This window comes from Telluria sp. AZSoR62 (assembly GCF_058111565.1).
Map to the genome: position 1 here is coordinate 19276 of NZ_JBYTST010000015.1, position 19305 is coordinate 38580.

General features: G+C 66.8%; 19 protein-coding genes. 15 read left to right on the plus strand and 4 right to left on the minus strand.

All coding sequences use genetic code 11. The features are described 5' to 3' along the window. Window positions 1-36: 36 nt before the first annotated feature. Complete coding sequence (greB, locus tag AC3XQU_RS19950) at window positions 37-606, minus strand: transcription elongation factor GreB (protein WP_489875905.1); 570 nt, start codon at window positions 604-606, stop codon at window positions 37-39. Window positions 607-664: 58 nt separating this feature from the next. On the opposite strand from greB, the gene AC3XQU_RS19955 reads away from it, so the two are divergent. The 4 genes from AC3XQU_RS19955 (at window position 665) to AC3XQU_RS19970 (ending at window position 5133) form a co-directional block, all read left to right on the plus strand. Further along, the gene (locus AC3XQU_RS19955; RefSeq protein WP_489875906.1) at window positions 665-1321 is read left to right on the plus strand and encodes a hypothetical protein; all 657 of its coding nucleotides are present in this window, start codon (window positions 665-667) and stop codon (window positions 1319-1321) included. Beyond that, entirely contained in the window at window positions 1318-2811 is a 1494-nt protein-coding gene (locus AC3XQU_RS19960) for a sensor histidine kinase (protein ID WP_489875907.1), read from the plus strand. The genes AC3XQU_RS19955 and AC3XQU_RS19960 overlap by 4 nt, the downstream gene beginning before the upstream one ends. Further along, window positions 2804-3451 carry a response regulator gene (locus tag AC3XQU_RS19965; protein WP_489875908.1) on the plus strand — a complete coding sequence of 216 codons (648 nt, stop codon included), beginning with the start codon at window positions 2804-2806 and terminating at the stop codon, window positions 3449-3451. The genes AC3XQU_RS19960 and AC3XQU_RS19965 overlap by 8 nt, the downstream gene beginning before the upstream one ends. 113 nt (window positions 3452-3564) lie before the next feature. Further along, window positions 3565-5133 carry a GGDEF domain-containing protein gene (locus tag AC3XQU_RS19970; protein ID WP_489875909.1) on the plus strand — a complete coding sequence of 523 codons (1569 nt, stop codon included), beginning with the start codon at window positions 3565-3567 and terminating at the stop codon, window positions 5131-5133. A gap of 37 nt (window positions 5134-5170) precedes the next feature. Here the strand turns inward: AC3XQU_RS19970 and AC3XQU_RS19975 are convergent, their stop codons facing one another. Next, the gene (locus AC3XQU_RS19975) at window positions 5171-5431 is read right to left on the minus strand and encodes a hypothetical protein (RefSeq protein WP_489875910.1); all 261 of its coding nucleotides are present in this window, start codon (window positions 5429-5431) and stop codon (window positions 5171-5173) included. A 243-nt stretch (window positions 5432-5674) separates the two neighbouring features. Between AC3XQU_RS19975 and fliB the strand changes: the two genes are divergently transcribed. From fliB to AC3XQU_RS20025, 10 genes are all read left to right on the plus strand, one after another. Continuing rightward, on the plus strand, window positions 5675-6910 hold the full coding sequence (gene fliB, locus AC3XQU_RS19980) for a flagellin lysine-N-methylase (RefSeq protein ID WP_489875911.1): 1236 nt from the start codon (window positions 5675-5677) through the stop codon (window positions 6908-6910). Window positions 6911-7244: 334 nt separating this feature from the next. Continuing rightward, window positions 7245-8690 carry a flagellin N-terminal helical domain-containing protein gene (locus AC3XQU_RS19985; RefSeq protein WP_489875912.1) on the plus strand — a complete coding sequence of 482 codons (1446 nt, stop codon included), beginning with the start codon at window positions 7245-7247 and terminating at the stop codon, window positions 8688-8690. 83 nt (window positions 8691-8773) lie between these two features. Beyond that, the gene (locus tag AC3XQU_RS19990; RefSeq protein ID WP_489875913.1) at window positions 8774-9139 is read left to right on the plus strand and encodes a flagellar protein FlaG; all 366 of its coding nucleotides are present in this window, start codon (window positions 8774-8776) and stop codon (window positions 9137-9139) included. Between the two features lie 215 nt (window positions 9140-9354). Next, window positions 9355-12030, plus strand: coding sequence for a flagellar filament capping protein FliD (gene fliD / locus AC3XQU_RS19995; protein ID WP_489875914.1), 2676 nt, complete (start codon window positions 9355-9357; stop codon window positions 12028-12030). 21 nt (window positions 12031-12051) lie between these two features. Beyond that, entirely contained in the window at window positions 12052-12516 is a 465-nt protein-coding gene (gene fliS / locus AC3XQU_RS20000) for a flagellar export chaperone FliS (RefSeq protein WP_489875987.1), read from the plus strand. Between the two features lie 2 nt (window positions 12517-12518). Beyond that, window positions 12519-12848 (plus strand): flagellar protein FliT, encoded by a 330-nt coding sequence (locus AC3XQU_RS20005; RefSeq protein ID WP_489875915.1) that lies wholly within the window; start codon window positions 12519-12521, stop codon window positions 12846-12848. Between the two features lie 23 nt (window positions 12849-12871). Beyond that, on the plus strand, window positions 12872-14038 hold the full coding sequence (gene fliK, locus AC3XQU_RS20010) for a flagellar hook-length control protein FliK (protein WP_489875916.1): 1167 nt from the start codon (window positions 12872-12874) through the stop codon (window positions 14036-14038). Then, on the plus strand, window positions 14035-14394 hold the full coding sequence (locus AC3XQU_RS20015; RefSeq protein ID WP_489875917.1) for an EscU/YscU/HrcU family type III secretion system export apparatus switch protein: 360 nt from the start codon (window positions 14035-14037) through the stop codon (window positions 14392-14394). Before fliK ends, AC3XQU_RS20015 begins: the two co-directional genes overlap by 4 nt. Further along, entirely contained in the window at window positions 14387-15136 is a 750-nt protein-coding gene (locus AC3XQU_RS20020) for a flagellar brake protein (RefSeq protein ID WP_489875918.1), read from the plus strand. The genes AC3XQU_RS20015 and AC3XQU_RS20020 overlap by 8 nt, the downstream gene beginning before the upstream one ends. A 103-nt stretch (window positions 15137-15239) precedes the next feature. Continuing rightward, window positions 15240-16880, plus strand: coding sequence for a PAS domain S-box protein (locus AC3XQU_RS20025; protein WP_489875919.1), 1641 nt, complete (start codon window positions 15240-15242; stop codon window positions 16878-16880). Between the two features lie 116 nt (window positions 16881-16996). On the opposite strand, the gene AC3XQU_RS20030 is transcribed toward AC3XQU_RS20025, so the two are convergent. Then, entirely contained in the window at window positions 16997-17770 is a 774-nt protein-coding gene (locus AC3XQU_RS20030; protein ID WP_489875920.1) for a class I SAM-dependent methyltransferase, read from the minus strand. Between the two features lie 316 nt (window positions 17771-18086). Between AC3XQU_RS20030 and AC3XQU_RS20035 the strand changes: the two genes are divergently transcribed. Beyond that, on the plus strand, window positions 18087-18458 hold the full coding sequence (locus AC3XQU_RS20035; protein WP_489875921.1) for a DUF427 domain-containing protein: 372 nt from the start codon (window positions 18087-18089) through the stop codon (window positions 18456-18458). A 95-nt stretch (window positions 18459-18553) separates the two neighbouring features. Here the strand turns inward: AC3XQU_RS20035 and AC3XQU_RS20040 are convergent, their stop codons facing one another. Next, window positions 18554-19186 carry a LuxR C-terminal-related transcriptional regulator gene (locus AC3XQU_RS20040; protein WP_489875922.1) on the minus strand — a complete coding sequence of 211 codons (633 nt, stop codon included), beginning with the start codon at window positions 19184-19186 and terminating at the stop codon, window positions 18554-18556. Window positions 19187-19305 lie beyond the last annotated feature (119 nt).

Here is a 19305-nt window from a genome sequence, read left to right on the forward strand (position 1 = left end):
AATCGGCGAATCGCTCATCTTACCAGCCCGGCCCGGTCAATCCGCGACCGGCTCCGGGTAGTCGACCGAAAGAATCTCGAGTTCTTCGACGCCCAGCGGCGTCTGCAGGGTGACGAGGTCGCCCTCGCGCCCCTTGGTCAGGGCGCGCGCCACCGGGGACACCCAGCTGATCTTGCCCTTGAGCGGGTCGAGCTCGTCGATGCCGACGATGGTGACGGTATGCTCCTCGCCCGCCTTGTTCAGGTAGGCGACGGTGGCCCCGAAAAAAACCTGGTCGTTGCCATGGTGCACGGAAGGGTCGACCACGGCGGCCGAATCGAGGCGCTTGGTCAGGAAGCGGATGCGGCGGTCGATCTCGCGCAGGCGGCGCTTGCCGTAGATATAGTCGCCGTTTTCCGAGCGGTCCCCGTTCGAGGCGGCCCAGTGCACGATGCGCACGACCTCGGGACGGTCGACGTCGATCAGCTGCAGCAGCTCGTCCTTGATGGCCTGGTAGCCGGCCGGGGTGATGTAGTTCTTGGCTCCGGCAGGAATGGCCTGGGCAAGCGCCAGCGCTTCGCCGTCATCGTCGTCGTTGTCGGACTCTTTTACAAATGCCTTGTTCATGGTCCTTATTGTAACGGCAGCGGCGCCGGGAGTCCCTTGCTTGCCGTATCATGCGCTCATGGACGGAGAAAACTCGGCAGGACATCCGGTACACAAGGCGCGCCCCCATCCGCGCGTCGGCCAGCGCTCACGGCTGCTTGCGCCCCTGATGCAGCTGGCGGCGCTGGTGCTGCTGCTCGAAGCCTGGACCTGGCAGGTCGGCAGCCGCGCCGCCGCCCGCCTGGCCGCCTGGCCGCCGCTGCGCTGGCTGGAAGCGCATATCCGCACCCTGCCGCCCTGGGCCGCCCTGGGCCTGTTCCTGCTGCCCGGGCTGCTGCTGTTGCCGGTCAAGCTGCTGGCCCTGCTCGCCATCGCCAAGGGCCATGCGCTGGCCGGGATCTCCACCTTCGTGCTCGCCAAGCTGGGCGGCGCGATGGTGGTGGCGCGCATCTATATATTGACCTTGCCGACCCTGCTCGGCGTAGGATGGTTTGCCCGCTGCCATGGCGGCTTCATCGCCCTGAAGGACCGCTGGCTGGCCAGCCTGCGCGTAAGCAGCTTCTGGCGCCGCAGCCGCCTGGCCGTCAATGGCGCGCGGCGCGCCCTGCGCCGGCTGCTGCGCCGCGCGGGGCGCCAGCCCAGCCACCTGACGCGGGTGCTGCGGCGCTTCAGTGCGCGCTCCAAGGCGCGCCAGCAGGCGCAGCGTGTAGACGAACAAGAAACCGAACAGCCATGAGTCCGACGCCCACCCTGGCCGCCGAAATGCAGGCGGCCGCCTCCGAGATCTACCTGCTCGACGCCGCCACGCTGGCCATCGTCGACGCCAACCAGGCCGCGCGCCTGAACCTGGGCCATGATGCGGCCAGCCTGGGGACGATGGACGTCTACGCCATCGCCCCGGCGCTCGAACCCGGCGTGCTGTCCGCCCTGCTGGCCGGGCTGGGCGAGGAGATCGGCGCCCAGGTGGGCATCCGCACCCGCCTGCGGCGCGCCGACGGCAGTACCTATCCCGTCAAGCTGTCTTTCCTGCGCATCGTGCGCGACGGCCGCTCGCTGCTGCTGGCCATTGCCGACGACCTGACGCTCGAGCAGGCGGCGGCGCAGGCGCTGGCGCAGTCGCAGGCGCGCTTCGACGCCATCGTGCGCAATACGCCGGGGCTGGTGTTCCAGCTGGCGCACTATCCGGACGGGCGGCTGGAATTCCCCTGGCTCAGCGACGGCTGCCAGGCCCTGCTCGGCCTGTCGGTGCTGGAGCTGCAGCGCGACGCCTCCCTGTTCGAAGGGCTCATCCTGCCGGAAGACCGCAAGGGCTACCTGGACTGCATGCAGATTTCGCGCGACGGGCTCGGCGCATGGAACTGGGAAGGCCGGATCTGGATCGACGCCTGGAAAGACGTGAAGTGGATCAACCTGCGCGCCACCCCGCACCCGGCCGACAGCGGCGCGGTGCAGTGGGACGGCATCATGACCAACATCAGCGACAGCAAGCAGGAGCAGCACGAGGTGATGCGCTCGCGCTCGCGGCTGGCCGAGCTCACCGACCACATCGAGCAGGTCAAGGAACAGGAACGGGCCCGCATCGCGCGCGAGATCCACGACGACCTGGGCGGCAACCTCACGGCCATCAAGATGGCGCTGGCGATGCTGGCCGCGCGCCTGCCCGAGCAGCCGGCGCTGATCGACAAGGCGAATTACCTCGACGACCTGGTCGACCGCACGATCGAGGCGGTGCACCGGATCTCGCTCGACCTGCGCCCGACCATGCTCGACCTGGGGCTGGTGGCCGCGCTCGAATGGCAGGCGCGCGAGTTCGAAAAGCAGATGGGCATCGCCTGCCTGTTCCGCTGTCCCGACAAGGACATTCTTCTGGACGACGACCACGCCACCGCCCTGTTCCGCATCTTCCAGGAAGCGCTGACGAATATCGCCAAGCATGCCGGCGCCACCCGGGTGACGGTGTCGCTGCGCCGCCAGCGCGCCCACCTGACCCTGGTCATCTGCGACAACGGCCGCGGCATCGAACCGGCCGACCGCCTCAAGCCGCAATCCTTCGGGCTGCGCGGCATGAGCGAGCGCGCCAAGGCGCTGGGCGGCACGCTGGCCTTGTCGCCGGCGCCCGGAGGTGGCACGATGGTGACCATCAAGACCAGGCTGGCTGCCCCGCACGAAGCACGCGAGGCGGCCGCCCACCATGAGTTCAGCAATAGCGCAGGCCAGAATGACTGACAAAGCAACCATCCGTGTATTCATTGCCGACGACCATGCCATCGTGCGCGAAGGCCTGAAACAGATCCTGGCCGAGCAGGGCGACATCATCGTGGCCGGCGAAGCGGAAACCGGGCTCGACGCCATCAAGCTGGTCGGCAAGTCGCGTCCCCACGTGATGCTGCTCGACATCTCCCTGCCCGACCGCAACGGCATCGAAGTGCTGAAGCAGGTGCGCAAGGACCGGCCCGACCTGGCCGTGCTGATGCTGTCGATGCACCGCGAAGACCAGTATGCGATCCGCTCGCTCAAGGCCGGGGCCTCGGGCTACATGACCAAGCAGAGCGCCCCGCGCGAGCTCGTGACGGCCATCCGCCAGGTCGCGGCCGGCCAGAAATACGTCAGCGCCGCACTGGCCCAGACCCTGGCCGCGCAGGTCGGCGAAGACCACGACGCGCCGCCGCACGACTCCTTGTCGGACCGCGAATACCAGACCCTGACCATGATCGCCTCCGGGATGTCGGTAAGCGATATTGCCCGGGAATTGTCGCTGTCGGTCAAGACCGTCAGCGAATACCGCGCGCGATTGCTGGTCAAGATGAAGCTCAAGAACAGCGCGGAATTGACGCATTATGCGATTCGCAACCAGCTGGTGGGCTAGCCGGTCGCCGATGCAAGCGTTGTCGCAAGCATCTTTGTTACTGTTTTTTAATTGATGGTTGGCAATTAAACTGCTTATCATTACGCCAAACAGCAATCTGCGTCCTACCAGCCATGTCCACCACGTCGTCGCCCTCCCCCGTCGTCCCCGGCCAGAATCCTGCCGATATCGCCCGTGAAGCCTTCCGGCGCCTGGCCACGCGCCGCATCGCGCCGACCCCGGACGCCTACCGCGCCATCTACGACGAGATCGCGGGCGTGCCCCCTGCCGCGGCCGCGCCGGCCGCCAACCCGGCCGGCGACGTGCTCGAAACCTTTGCGCGCCGCCTGGCCGATACGCCCGGCGAAGTATCCGAATACGGCCGCCGCATGCTGCGCGCATCCAAGGGGGGCGACTGGAGCGGCTACGCCCAGGCGCTGAGCCAGATGGCCGAGCGCCACCTGCGCCGCAACACGCCGGTGATGGCCCTGGGCGACGAAGACCCCGACATGCGCCACCTGCGCGAGATGCTGGGACGTTCGCTGGCCTTTGCCCTGGCAACCCTGCTGGCGGGCAGCAAGGACCTGGTGCTGGAAGCCGAGACCCTCGGCGGCGCCGTCAAGCTGGCGCGCGGCGACGAGCTGGTGGACCTGTCGAGCCGCCTGAAGCAGCTGTGCTACCAGGTCGAGCTGCACAGCGGCGACCAGTCCGAGCAGCGCGAGCTGCTGCTGCGCCTGTTCCGTCTTCTATTAGATAACGTCAACGAGCTGCTCGACGACGACAGCTGGATGCGCGGCCAGATCGCCGCCGTGCAAGACCTGATTTCCGGTCCGCTCGACACCCGCTCGCTGGAAGACGCGACCCGCAGCCTGAAGGATGTGATCCTCAAGCAGGGCCAGCTCAAGCACAGCATCTCGGACGTGCGCGCCACCGTCAAGAACATGATGATGACCTTCATCGACCGTCTCGGCTCGGTGGCGGCCTCGACCGGCGACTACCATGCCAAACTGGGCACCTTCTCCAAGCGCATCAGCGGGGCCGCCAATATCGACGAGCTGGGCGGCGTACTGGAAGAAGTGCTGCGCGAGACCCGCCAGGCCCAGATTGATACGCTCGCCTCGCGCGACCGCATGGTGGCGGTGCACCGCGAAGTGCAGGAAGCCGAGGACCGCATCCGCATGCTCGAAGCCGAGCTCCAGCATATGAGCGAGCTGGTGCGCGAAGACCAATTGACCGGCAGCCTGAACCGGCGCGGCCTGGAAGAAGTGTTCGGGCGCGAAGCCGCGCGCGCCGACCGCCGCAACACGCCCCTGTGCGTGGCGATCCTCGACCTCGACAATTTCAAGAAGCTCAACGATACCTACGGCCACCTGGCCGGGGACGGCGCCCTGAAGCACCTGGTGACGGTGGTGCGCGAGACGCTACGCTCGATGGATGTGATCGCCCGCTTCGGCGGCGAGGAATTCCTGATCCTGCTGCCCGAGACCACGGTCGAGGCGGCGGCGGCGGCGATGGTGCGGGTGCAGCGCGAGCTGACCCGCCATTTCTTCATGTACGAGAACGAGAAGATGCTGATCACCTTCTCGTGCGGCGTGGCGCTGCGGGTGCCCAACGAAAGCCAGGAAAGCCTGATGGCGCGGGCCGACCGCGCCATGTACCAGGCCAAGCAGACCGGCAAGAACCGGGTCGTGGTGGCAAATTAAGCCGCGCTAACCCGTTTCAGTGCCGGATTAATTCTTCTTATTGAGTAAGCGCGCCCGGACGCGGTGCGTTGCGCATCTCGTCCTTGGCGCCCTGTGCGCCCACCGCCTTGAGCATGCGGTCGGTCGAGGTGCGCTTGGCCATCCTGGTGCCGGTCATCGCGTGGCCATCCTGTCCCGCGGTGTTGACTACGCCGGCGGATACTTCCGCCATGGTCGGCGCCGGATCGGAAACCGGCGCCGAGGCGCATCCGGCCAGCATGCATGCCGCGACCGCCAGTCCTGCTGTCAAAGCTTTCATTGCATCTCCTTTTTATGGGGTGGTCGCCAGGAAGGGGTACCGCAAGGCGAACAGTTGTCATAGTCTCACATGACAGGCCGGCATGGCCGGTTTGCCATCACTTCTGCCAGGAGCATACTGTCGAGTCGCAGCCATGCGACAGCCGGGCGCGGGTTTCGCCCGCCCCGGGTCCAGATGCTTGTGGGCAAGGTTCACCTGTCGTAGTATGGACGGCCGGAGCCACCCGGCAACTACTTAGATACCATGGCCATCCTTCATCGTACCCGCACCATCCCCGCCCTCGTTCCCCGCTACGTCACCCGCTTTCGCTGCACCGGCTCGGCCTGCGAAGATACCTGCTGCTCGACCTGGCAGGTCGACGTCGACAAGAAGTCCTTCAAGGCCCTGCGCAGCCTGGGCGAAGCGGAGATGGGCGAGGCCGTGCGCAAGCACGTGCGCCGCAACGACGATGCCGAGGGCGCCCATTACGCCACCCTGCACTTCGACCCCGCGACGCGCCAGTGCGGGCTGATGAAAGACCAGCTCTGCTCGGTCCACGCCAAGCTCGGCGACAGCTACCTGCCGAACGTGTGCTTCTCGTATCCGCGCGTCTCGCACACCGTGGGCGGCCAGGCCGAACAGGCCCTGGTACTGTCCTGCCCGGAAGCGGCGCGCCAGGCGCTGCTGGCCCCGGACGCCTTCGATTTCCTCGAGAGCGGCATTACCGTGCGCATGGAGAACCTGGGCGCGATCGGCGACCGCCATGGCGTACCGGCCGATATCGTCAACGAGCTGCGGGTGTTCTGCCTGAACCTGATGCGCCTGCAGGGCCCGAGCGTGTGGGAGCGCCTGGCGCTGCTGGGCGCGCTGTGCGACTCCCTCAACCAGCGCCTCGACGCCGGCCAGGGTGCGGACGTGCGCGCAGCCATCGACGAATTCACTGCACTCATAGAAGAAGGCAGCGTCTTCGACGCCCTGCGCGCCATCGAACCGAACCATGCGGGCCAGGCGATGGTGTTTTCGCTGCTGTGGAGCGATCCGGGCTTCGATGACAACTCCGCCCCGCGCGCCGCCGTCAGCGCGCGCGTCGCCCGCGGCCTGGGCGCCGACCCGGTGACCGGCAAGGTGGATGGCCAGACCCTGGTCGCCAACTACCGCGCCGGGCTGGCCCGGCTGCCCGAGGCGCTCGAAGCTGCCCCGCACCTGCTGGAACACTACCTGCTCAACGAAATCTTCACCAATATCTTCCCGTTCGACGGCGGCAGCCCGTATGAAAGCTTCCTGCAGCTCGCGGCGCGCTTCGGCGTACTGCGCCTGATGCTCGCCGCCCAGTGCAATACCGACGGCCCGCTGCCGGACGCGGCCATGCTGGTGCAGACCACCCATGTGCACTGCCGCCGCTTCCAGCACAACATCGGCTTCGCGCGTGAAGTGAAACAGGCGCTGGTCGACGCCAACCTGGCCTCGCTCGAAAAGCTGTACCCGCTGCTGCGGCCTTGAGAATCCTGCGGCCGATGCCGCATTGACAAGAAAACCCGCCCCGGCGACCTGCCGCGGCGGGTTTTTCTTTGGGCGCGGCGACCTGAAGCGAAAATATTTCCGTAAAAAAATAATTTATTTCGCCCTAAAGTTCGCGAAAACCTCGCCGTCTAGACGCAGCGCCTTCGGGGCCGAGTAACGAACAGGGCCATTTTTTCGCAAAAACGGCCCTAAAGTTTTCCCACAGGAACACGTTACCAGCATCAACAGCGGTTTGATCGTCACGGAACAGCGTGGCGGACCAAAGTGAACAGGGTAAAGTCGCCCGCCCCGAAATACAGCTTGGAGAATCACCATGGCATCCGTAATCAACACCAACATCGCTTCCCTCAACTCGCAACGTAACCTGAGCGCATCGCAGTCGTCGCTGACGACCTCGCTGCAGCGCCTGTCTTCGGGCCTGCGCATCAACAGCGCCAAGGACGACGCAGCTGGCCTGGCGATCTCGGACCGTATGTCGTCGCAGATCCGCGGCATGAATCAGGCGACCCGTAACGCGAACGATGGCGTGTCGATGGCGCAGACCGCCGAAGGCGCACTGTCCAGCTCGGGCGACATCCTGCAGCGTATCCGCGAACTGGCAGTCCAGTCGTCGAACGCATCGAACTCGTCGAGCGACCGCCAGGCACTGCAGACCGAAGTTACCCAACTCGGCTCGGAACTGAACCGTATCGCCCAGACCACTTCGTTCAACGGCCAGCAGCTGCTGGACGGCACGATGGGCACCGCCACCTTCCAGGTCGGCGCGAACGCCAACGAACTGATCTCGACCAACGGCGCCAACTTCACCACCTCGACCTACGGCAACAACCGTACCGAAGTGGACGCCAAGGCAGCCGCGGCCACCACCAACGTCGTCGCCTCGAAAGCTGTCGACGTCGCCGGCCACCTGGGCAAGTCGACCTACACCACCAAGGCAACCGATACTGCAAAGACCATCGCTGCCGGCATCAACGGTGAAACCTCGAAGACCGGCGTGACCGCAACGGCCAAGACCGAAGTGCTGATCAAGCCGACCGCCAGCAAGGACTTCGCGATCGACCTGACCTCGGACAACAGCACCGCCGTCACGATCTCGTTCTCGACCGGCGCCGGCACCAGCGCCGACGACTTCGCCTCCGGCGTCAGCGCCATCAACGCCCAGTCGGCCAAGACCGGCGTGACCGCTGAATACGACTCGAAGAACAAGGGCATCAAGCTGACCCACTCGAGCGGCAACGACATCAAGCTCACCAGCGGTGCTGGTTCGACCGGCGACGTCAACATGCAGACCTACGAAGCAGACGGCGACCTGACCGCCGCCCTGCCAGTGGCAACCGGCGCGACCGGTATCGCCAACGGCCGCGTGACGATGGACTCGGAGAAGAGCTTCTCGGTGACCGACGCCGGTTCGGGCCTGGGCCTGACCAAGGCTTCGACGCTGAAGTCGGTCGCTTCGCTGGACATCACCAGCTTCGACGGCGCCCAGCTGGCAATCAAGATTGCCGACGCTGCCCTGGCATCGGTCAACACCAAGCGCGCCGAATACGGTGCACTGCAATCGCGCTTCTCGTCGGCGATCTCGAACCTGCAATCGACCACCGAGAACCTGTCGGCATCGCGCAGCCGCATCGTCGACACCGACTTCGCCGCAGAAACCGCAAGCATGACCCGCGGCCAGATCCTGCAGCAGGCCGGTACCGCGATGCTGGCCCAGGCCAACTCGCTGCCGAACGGCGTGCTGTCCCTGCTGCGCGGTTAATCGCAAAGTAGTCACCACACGGTGTAATACGGTTCCCCGGCTGATGAAAATCAGCCGGGGAATTTTCACTAAGGGTCCCCGATATGAACATCAACACTGTCAGTACACCAGTCGCCCCGAAGTTCGAGGATCGCGCCGGCAGCGCGGTCGACAGCGCCGCACCGGCGCAGGCCGCAGCGGGCAAGCGCCTCGATACCGCAGCCGCGCCGGGCGAAGCCCAGCCCTCGCGCGAGCAGGTCGCCGACGCCGTCAAGAAGATCAACCAGTCGCTGCCCGCCTCGGCGCAGGGCCTGGAGTTCTCGGTCGACGACGACAACAAGCAGACCATCGTCAAGATCGTCGATATCTCCACCCGCGAAGTGGTGCGCCAGATCCCGACCGTCGAAGCGCTGGAAATCGCCAAGTCGCTCGACAAGATGATGGGCCGCCTGATCAGCGACAAGGTCTGAAACCGGCCTTGGGCCGCGTAGCGTTCCGGTGAACGCAACAGGACGTGACCGCCACTTTGCGCAAGAAGCGCAGGGGCCGTTGCGCTTTCTGCGTTTACCTTGCGCTTGTGGCAACCCGCCTGCGAATCTCCAAACAGGCGGGTAATTCCTCCTTTCAAGTTCCCTTTGCTCCTGCCGATAATGACTTACATTAACGTCTTTCGTAGGAGAAACAAGTGGCGCTCACTTCATCAGGAATTGGTTCAGGACTCGACGTCGACGGCCTCGTTGCGAAGCTCATGGCGGCCGAGGCTGCGCCACTGTCCAACTACGACAAGAAAGCGGCCCTCTTCCAGGCCAAGCTCGACGCACTCAACAAGCTCAGCGCGGGCATGGGCGCCTTCCAGACCTCGCTCGGCGCCCTCACCTCGCCGCTGACCTTCCGCGCCGTCAGCGCTACCGTGTCGGACGACAAGGTGCTGCGCGCCAGCGCCACCGCCGAAGCGGCGGCCGGCAGCTACAAGATCAAGGTCAGCCAGCTGGCTCAGGCCCAGACCCTCAACAGCGCCGGCAAGGCCAGCATGACGGCCATGATCGGCAGCGGCGCCCGCACCACCCTGACCTTCCAGTTCGGCACCGTGGGCGGCGGCCAGTACGGCACCACCGGCACGGCCCTGCCGGCCAGTGTCGCGAGCAACGGCATCGCCAGCGGTTCGCTCACCATCAACGGCGCCGCGATCGCCACCAGCGGCACCACCCGCAGCGCGCGCGAGCTGGCCGCGGCGGTCAACGCCCAGAGCGCCACCACCGGCGTGTCCGCCACCGCGGCGCGCACCGAAACCGGCGCCGCCCTGTTCGGCGGAGCCGGCGCACCGAACTTCGGCAACGTCTCGACCGACGCCGCCGGCAGCTACACGCTGTCGGTCGGCGGCGTGCAGCTGGCAACCCAGGGCGCGAACATCGCGGCCGGCGGCGTGGGCGGCGTCACCGCCGGGACCATCGACGCCACCCTGGCCGGCACCAACGCCACCACCACCGCGCTGGCCGCGGCGAACATCACCTTCACCGGCTCGGCCGCGAACGGCGACCTGCGCTTCTTCGCGGCCGACGGCGCCAACATCACGGTCAGCGAATCCGTGGCCGGCGTGGTCGAAGGCGGCATCGCCCATGCGGCCGGCAGCGCCAACAGCGGCAGCACCGTTACCGCCAGCAGCACCATCAGCTTGACCTCGAGCACCGCCAGCCCGATCACGGTCGGCGGCAGCAACCCGGCCCTGGCCGGCCTGGCCGCCGGCAGCGGCGGCAGCTACCTGGGCGCGGGCTTCACCCAGGATGGCGCCAAGGCCAGCGGCACCGTGGTGCTGGAAGCGGGCGACCAGTCGCTGCAAGGCATCCGCGACGCGATCAACAAGGCCAATATCGGCGTGCAGGCCAGTATCGTCTCGGACGGCAGCGCCTCGCCCTACCGCCTGGTGCTCACCTCGACCAAGACCGGCGCCAGCTCGTCGATGAAGATCAGCCTGAGCGGCGACGGCGGCGCGGCGCCCGACGCCGCCCTGAACGGCCTGCTCGGCTACGACCCGGCCGGCGCCCAGGCCCTGAAGCAGACCAGCGCCGCCCAGAGCGCCCTGCTGGACGTGAACGGCGTGGCCGTCACCAGCGACAGCAACACCGTCACCGAGGCGATCCAGGGCGTGTCCCTGAACCTGGCCCAGACCGGCAACAGCAACGTCACGATCGCCAAGGACACCGCCTCGGTCAAGGTCAGCGTGGAAGGCTTCGTCAAGGCCTACAACCAGCTGAACTCGACGATGAAGAGCCTGACCAGCTACGATCCAGAGACCAAGAAGGGCGGCGTGCTGGTGGGCGATTCGACCGTGCGCTCGGTCCAGGGCCAGCTGCGCTCGATGCTCGGCGCCGCCGTCGGCGGCGGCAAGCTCAACAGCCTGAGCCAGATCGGCATCTCGTTCCAGAAGGACGGCAGCCTGGCCATCGACTCGACCAAGTTGAACAAGGCGATGACCGACAACTTCTCGGAAATCGCCGGCATGTTCGCCGCCATCGGTACCGCCAGCGACAACCTGGTGAAATTTACCACCTCGACCGCCAAGACCGAGCCGGGCACCTATGCGATCAACCTGACCCAGGTCGCCAGCAAGGGCAGCCTGACCAGTGCCGCGGCGCTGCCGCCGACCACCACGATCGCCCCCAACACGACCTGGACCGTCACCCTGAACCAGACCGACCCGGTCACGGCCAGCAAGACCGCGAATATCTCGCTCAGCGCCGGCAGCTACACCCCGGCCGAACTGTCGGCCCTGCTGCGCGCGGCGATCAACGGCAATGCCGGCTTCGCCGAGAACGGCGACACGGTCGAGGCGGCGGTGGACGGCAGCGGCAAGCTGGCGCTGTCCTCCACGCGCTGGGGCGCCGGCTCGAACATCGCGATTTCCAGCCTGACCGGCACCAGCATCGGCACCGTGTTCGGCGGCGCGCAGCCGGCCAAGGGCACCGACGTGGCCGGCACCATCGGCGGCTACCCGGCCACCGGCAATGGCCAGACCCTGACGGCTGCTGCCGGTTCGCGGGTGGAAGGCCTGAAGCTCGAAGTGACCGGCGGCGCCATCGGCGAACGCGGCACCCTGACCTTCTCGCAGGGCTATGCCTACCAGCTCAACAACCTGGCGACCTCGCTGACCGGCAAGGATGGCCTGATCAGCGGCAAGGCCGATGGCCTGAACACCAGCATCAAGTCGGTGGCGTCCGAACGGGAGCGCTTCGGCGCCCGCCTGGACGGCATCGAGAAGCGCTACCGCGCACAGTTCACCGCGCTCGACACGATGCTCGCATCGATGCAGTCGACCTCGAACTACCTGACACAACAGTTGGCCAGCCTCGCCGCCAACTCGTAACCTGCACAACCGGAGAAGATGATGTTTGGATCCATGCAACGCGGCGTGAACGCTTACGCCAAGGTCGGTCTCGAGACCGGCGTCGGCGCCGCGTCGCCGCACAAGCTGATCGTGATGCTGTACGACGGCGCCCTGGTGTCCATCCTCGGCGGCATCAGCAACATGAAGGCCGGGAATGTCGCCGCCAAGGGCGCCGCCATCTCGAAGGCCATCAACATCGTCGACAACGGCCTGCGCGCGGCGCTGGACAAGAAAGTCGGCGGCGAGATCGCCCAGAACCTGGACGCCCTGTACGAATACATCAGCGCGCGCCTGCTCAAGGCCAACCTGGCCAACGACCCGGCCATGCTGGAAGAAGTCCATGCGCTGCTGACCGACCTGCGCGACGCCTGGAATGCGATCGACCCGCAGGCCGCGCCGGCAACCGCCGCCGCGCCGGCCGCTTCCGCTCCCGCGCTGCGCGCACCGACCCTGATGAGTGCCTGACCATGCCATCGATGACCAGCGAAGATATCGTCGACGTGTACGAGACCATGGCGGTGATCACCGACCAGATGCTGCGCGCTGCCAACGACAACGACTGGGACCGCCTGGCCCTGCTCGAGCAGCAGTGCGCCCTGCACGTGCGCCAGCTGAAGGAACACGAGCAGGCGGCGCTGGCCGGCCCGGCGCGCGTCAAGAAGGTCGATGCGATCCGCCGCATGCTCGACGCCGACCGCCAGATCCGCGACCTCACCACCCCGTGGATGGCGCGCCTGTCGGCCCTGATCAGCAACACCTCGACCGAACGCCGCGTCGCCCGCGCCTACGGCGTGTGAAGCCGCCAGGCCGTTCGTAACGCATGCTCCCGCGCGACCTCGTCTCCAGCGTCGTGCGCACCGGTCCGGTCCTTCCGGCCGAGCCGGTAGCCAACCCGCGCGAACAGCAAGCCTTCGCACGCGCCCTCGCCCCCCAGCTGGGCAAGGCGTTGCACGGTGAAGTCCTGGCCAAGCTGGCCGACGGCAGTTTCGTCGTCAAGGTCGCCAACATCGCCGCCCGCATGCAGCTGCCGGCAGGCGCCCAGGTCGGCGCCGACGTGCCCTTGACCTTGCTGTCGGTATCCCCGCGTCCCACTTTCCAGGTCGGCAGCGGCGGCAACCCGGTGTTTTCCGAAGCCGGCCCGCCGCTGCCGCAAGGCGCCGATCCAGCCAAGGCCCCGCTGGCCATGCGCGAAGGCGCCGCGCCGGCGGCCGGCGCCGCGGTCAACCGCGCCGCGGCCCTGCTGCAAGCCCTTGCTCCCGGCGCCGGCGCGCTGCTGGGCGGCGCAGAAGCCAACAACACTACCCTGAGCCAGGCCGGCAAGACCATCGGCGGCGTGCTCGCGGCCGCCCAGAAGGCCGAGACGCCCATGACGGCGCTGGTGGGCCGCGCGCCGCTGGTGGCAAGCAGCGGCGCCGATGCCGCCAGCATCGCCAAGGGGCTGGAGCAGGCGGTGGGGAAAAGCGGCCTGTTCTACGAATCGCACGTGGCCGAATGGGCGCAGGGCGCGCGCGGCCTGGCCGAACTGAACGCCGAACCGCAGCAGCAGCTGGCGCGCGAGGGCGTGCGCCAGTCGCCGCTGGATCCGGCCACCGCCCAGTTCATCAACCTGCAGCTGGCCACCCAGGAACAGGCCCACCTGGCCTGGCAGGGCAACCTGTGGCCGGGCCAGCCGATGCAGCTCGACGTCGCGCGCGACACCCGCGAAGGCCACGACGAAGCCGGCGAGGCCGAACAGGCCTGGCACAGCCGCCTGCGCTTGAGCTTCCCGGAACTGGGCGAGCTCGATGCGCGCCTGAGTTTCAGCGGCGCTCGCCTGCAGGTGCAGTTCGCGGCCGGCAGCGAAGCCACCGCCCTGCTGCTGCGCCAGCACATGGGCAGCCTGGCCGGCGCGCTCGATGCGGCCGGCACCGAGCTGGCCGGCTTCGAGGTGCGCGCAGCCGGCGCCGAGGCGGAGCCTGGTCCTGCGCCCGACCGGCAGGCCGGATGAGCGGCCCGGTTAAAAAGCGGCGGCAGAACGCCGTCGCGATCGCCTATGGCAGCGGCGACGCCGCCCCGAAGGTCGTGGCCAAGGGCCAGGGACTGGTCGCCGAGCAGATCATGCGCCGCGCCAACGAGGCCGGCGTCTTCGTGCACGAGTCGAAAGAACTGGTCCAGCTGCTGATGGGCGTGGACCTCGACCGTGAGATCCCCCCTGCCCTGTATCGGGCAATTGCGGAACTGTTGGCATGGCTATATCATATTGAGTCGGCGCAAAAGCATGGGACAGTCAAACCACCCCCGCCGGATCCGACGCCCCACCTCAACCTGGACGACGCGGCGAACGCTGGTATAAGCAATGAATAATCAGGAACTGGATAACTGGCACGACTACGAGGTGGAGTCGCGCCGTGAGATCGTGGCGCTGCTGCGCCAGATCGGCGAGAAGCACCAGCTGATCCGCATGCTGGTCAAGGGCGAGGCCGATGTCTGCGTCACCTCCATCCTCGACATCGATCCCGACACCAACACCATGGTGCTGGACCGCTCGATCGACCGCGGCCAGAACGAGCGCATCGTCGCCGCCGGCGAGGTGCGCTGCGAGACCTCGCTCGACAAGATCCGCATTCTGTTTTCCGCCGGCGAGCTGCGCCCGATCGAGTTCGAGGGCAATGCGGCGCTGCGCGCCGACATCCCGCCGACCCTGATCCGCCTGCAGCGCCGCGAATACTACCGGATGGAGACTCCGGTCTCGAACCCGGTGCGCGCGATCATCCCGCTGCCGCTGGAGCTGGGCGCCGGCACCGGCGTCTTCCCGCTGCACGACATCAGCTGCGGCGGCATCGCGATCCTCGACAACAAACTCCAGCTCGGCACCACGATCGGCGAGAACTTCCCCAACTGTCGCATCGAGCTGCCCGAGATCGGTCCCGTCACGGTGACCCTGCAGGTACGCAATTCGCTCGACATGACCCTGCTGAACAACAAGCCCTACCGGCGCCTGGGCCTGCAATTCATCGACATCTCGCGCGGCGGCATGGCGGGCGTGCAGCGCTACATCACCAAGCTCGAACGCGAGCGCAATGCGCGCCTGGCCGGGCTCGCCTGATTGCGGCGCGGCCTTTCCGGACTTGCTGTTTTGATAGGGAAAAACTGATTATCGGTCGCTAATTCGGCTACACTGTCGGGATCGAAATCCCGATCCCGTTGCCATGCATGCTCCCACGGCTGACTTCTTTTCGAGCGCCTTCGTCCACTCCGCGGTGGGCATGGCGCTGGTCGGCCTGCACGGCCGCTGGCTGGACATCAACCCGGCCTTGTGCCGGATGCTGGGCTACCCGCGCGAGCAGCTCATGGCCCGCACCTTCAAGGACGTCACCTACCCCGAAGACCTGCCGCGCGACCTGGAACTGCTGGACCAGGTGCTGGCCGAGGAAATCGACTGCTACCACCTGGAAAAGCGCTATCGCCAGGCCGACGGCGGCATCATGTGGGGCCTGCTCACCGTCTCGCTGGCACGCAACGACGCCGGCCGCCCGGAATGCCTGCTGGCGCAGATGATCGACATCACCCCCGAGAAACAGGCCATGGCCGAACGCGAGGCCTTCTTTGCGCTGTCCCCGGATCTGCTGGCCATTGCCGACCCGCGCGGTTTCCTGGTCCAGGTCAATCCCTCGTGGACCGAAACCCTGGGCTGGAGCGCACAGGAACTGACCACCCGCCCCTTCATCGAATTCGTGCATCCCGACGATGTCGCCCGCACCCTGGTTGAAGCCGAGTCCGTCAGGCAGGGCGGCCTGGTCAAGGGTTTCCGCAACCGCTACCGCGACAGCCGGGGCGGCTACCGCTGGCTCGAATGGAACACCCGCGCGTCGAGCAAGGGCCTGCTCTACTGCACGGTACGCGACATCACCGCACAGATCGAGAGCGAGGAGCGCCTGCGCAGCCAGGAGCGCAAGATCCGCCTCCTGATCGACAACGCCAACGACGCCTTCCTGGGCATGAACGAGCAAGGCATCATCACCGAGTGGAACAAGAAGGCCGAGACCACCTTCGGCTGGAGCGCCGAGGAAGCCATCGGCCAGCCGATGAGCGCACTGCTCACGCCGCAGCGGCTGCGCCAGCGCCACCACGACGGCGTGAGCAGCTTCCTGCTGCACGGACGCGACCAGGTCCGCAGGAAACGCGTCGAAGTGCCCGCCCTGCGCAAGGACGGCTCGGAAATCATGGTGGAAATCACGGTCGGGGTGGTGCCGGTCGCCGGCGAGCAGTATTTCCACGCCTTCCTGCGCGACATCTCCGAGCAGCGCCGCGTCAGCGAGCAGCTGCACTACCGCGCCACCCACGACTTTCTTACCGGCCTGCCCAACCGCTACGAATTCATGAGCCGGCTGCAGCACGCCATCGACGACGCCGCCCGTGCCCCGCGTCCGCTGGTGCTGCTGTTCATCGACCTGGACGGCTTCAAGGCCGTCAACGACCTGTGCGGGCACGAAGCAGGCGACGCCGTCCTGACCGAGTTCTCGCGCCGCCTGGAGCATGCGGTACGGCGCACCGACCTGGTGGCGCGGCTGGCGGGCGACGAGTTCATGGTGCTGTTCGACCATTTCGCCGAGCCGGCGCACGACGCGCTGGATGTGAGCCGCAAGGTGCTGGAAGCGGCAAGCCAGCCCTACGCGCACACGGCCGGCCGCGTCGAACTCGGCGCGAGCATCGGGGTGGCGCACTACCAGCAGGGCGATACGCCCGACAGCCTGCTGTCGCGCGCCGATGCGTCCATGTATGTCGCCAAGAATGCGGGGAAGAACCGGGTGGCGTTCCTGCGCGATGGGGCCTGGGTCGTCAGCCATTGACGCGTCCGCCAGTCCAGGCATGGGAGGCATTGTTGCGTCCGTCCAGCGAAGGACGGCGCCATGCAATTCAGCCCTCGGGCCGCTACCATCGATAGCAAGGGCTGGAAAATCTTCGCTCAGGGCTTGCGAAACACGATCGCATGCTGGATCGGCAGCGACGTGATGCTGCGTTCCCACGTCAGGCCATGCGCCGCGGCTTCACGCCGTACCTGCCGCTCGCTCATCTTGTGCAGCGGCTTGATCGCGACTGCGGGATCCTCGGCGCGGTATTCGACAAAGACGACGCGCCCGCCCGGCTTCAGGGCGCCGACGATGCTGTCCAGGACCTCCGCGGGATAGGCCAGCTCGTGATAGACATCGACCATGATCGCCAGGTCGACGCTGGCCGGGGGCAGCTTGACGGTGGTGTCGCTGCCCAGCACCGAGACCACATTGCGCACGCCGCGCTTGGCCATCTGGCTGTCGAGCATCTTGATCATTTCCGGCTGGACGTCGACCGCATAGACACGTCCGCCGGGCCCGACCTGTTTCGCCAGCTGCCAGGTGTAGTAGCCGGTGCCGGCGCCGATGTCGGCCACCGTCATGCCGGGCGCCAGCGCCAGTTCCCGCAGAAGCAATTCCGGCCGCTCCTCGCGTGCCCGGCTTTCGCGTTCGAGCCATTGCGCGCCCTCCCATCCCATCACGCCGGCGATCTCGCGGCCCATGTAGCGCTTGCCGATGCCATCCCGGCTGGGTACGACGCGTTCATAGCGCGTATCGGCGGCGGCTGCCTGAGGCGCTGCGTCGATACGCGCGGATGACAGCAGCATCAGCGCCGACAGGCAGGCCAGCAGGATAGGTTGCGTACGGCGAGTGTATGAGGTGCGGCAATTCAAGCGGGTGAGGTGCATGATGGGTTTCCGTAAGAAGTCGCCGCCTGCAACGACGCCGGCAGGCTAGCCGTGGATGGACATGACCAGTGTAGCGGCGTTGGCCGCCCGGCGCCAAGGCATCGTTCGCTACACGCCTTCGGCTCGTGACCGGTTTCCCGGCCGAGGCGCCTTGTTCATCGGTGAACAGCCATTGACAGCGCTCTCCTGGATCGCAGGCAGGCGACCGTGGTAGTCTGGTTTTGGCCGAGAACAGCCGGCCGGCGAACATCGACGTCGACGCGGCAGGGGGATTCCCCGCCACGCCTTTTCCATCAACTTTTCAGAGGTGTACCGTATGGACAAGACCATGAAGCTGCCCGGGCCGGACCATCCAATCGCGATCACACCCGCATCTCGCCGCGTGACAGTCAGCCTGGGCGGAATTGTCATTGCGGACAGCACGCGAGCGCTATCCCTGAAGGAGGCGAGCTATCCGGCAGTGCTGTACATCCCGCGCGACGACGTTCGCATGGACCTGCTCAAGCGCACCGAGCATACGACGCATTGTCCCTACAAGGGCGACTGCGCTTACTACAGCATTCCAGCCGGTGGCGAACGTAGCGTGAACGCGGTATGGACGTATGAACATCCGTTTCCTGCAGTCGCATCAATAGCGTCCCACCTGGCCTTCTATCCCGACCGGGTCGACGCCATCGACATCGCCTGAGGTTCACAGGGCTTTGTTGCGTGCGCCGGTAACGATCCCTGATGCGGCTGTTCGTATGCTACGTAGCGCAGCCAGGCGCCGGCCCAGCCGCCCTGCTAGCACCCAGCCGACACCCCGCCACCGGGCCGGATCAGCCCTCGCTGGGTCGCCACCACCACCGCATGGGTGCGCGCGGTCGCATCGAGCTTGCTCATCACGCCCTTGACATGGGTTTTCACGGTGCCGACCCCGATGCCGAGCTTGCGGGCGATCGACTTGTTGCAGCAGCCCTGGGCCAGCAGCTCGAGCACGTCGGTCTCGCGCCCGGTGAGCGCCTCGCGCGTGAGGCTGTCGGCGACGCTGCGCGTCATGGATTCGCTCAGGTAGCGCTGGCCGCGCGCGAGCATGCTGACCGCGTGCGACAGCTCGTCCGGCGCGCAGGACTGCAGCAGGTAGCCCGACACCCCGGCATCCATGGCCAGGCGCACTTCCCATTCCTTGTCGAACTGCGTCACTACCAGCACGCCGGGCGGCGGGCCGCTTGCCGCGAACTGGCTGGCCGGCTGGCGCGCCAGGGCGATGCCGGCGTCGTAGTCGGTGACCAGCACCCGCGCGACCCGCTGGGCTTCCGGCTGGCCGAGGTGGGTGGTCACGCGCAGGCCGGGATGCCCGGCAAGGACGTACTGCATGCCGACGGTCAGGAGGGGGTCGGCGTGCATGATATGGACGGCAGATGGTATCGGTTGCATGGGCATGCTCCAGACGGGGGGCAGCGGCAATGGCGCTGCCAGCTCCCATATTGAAACGACAACGCCGGCAAGGCAAGTAATGATATGTAAAAACCGGTTAAAGTGTCTCGCCGATGTCA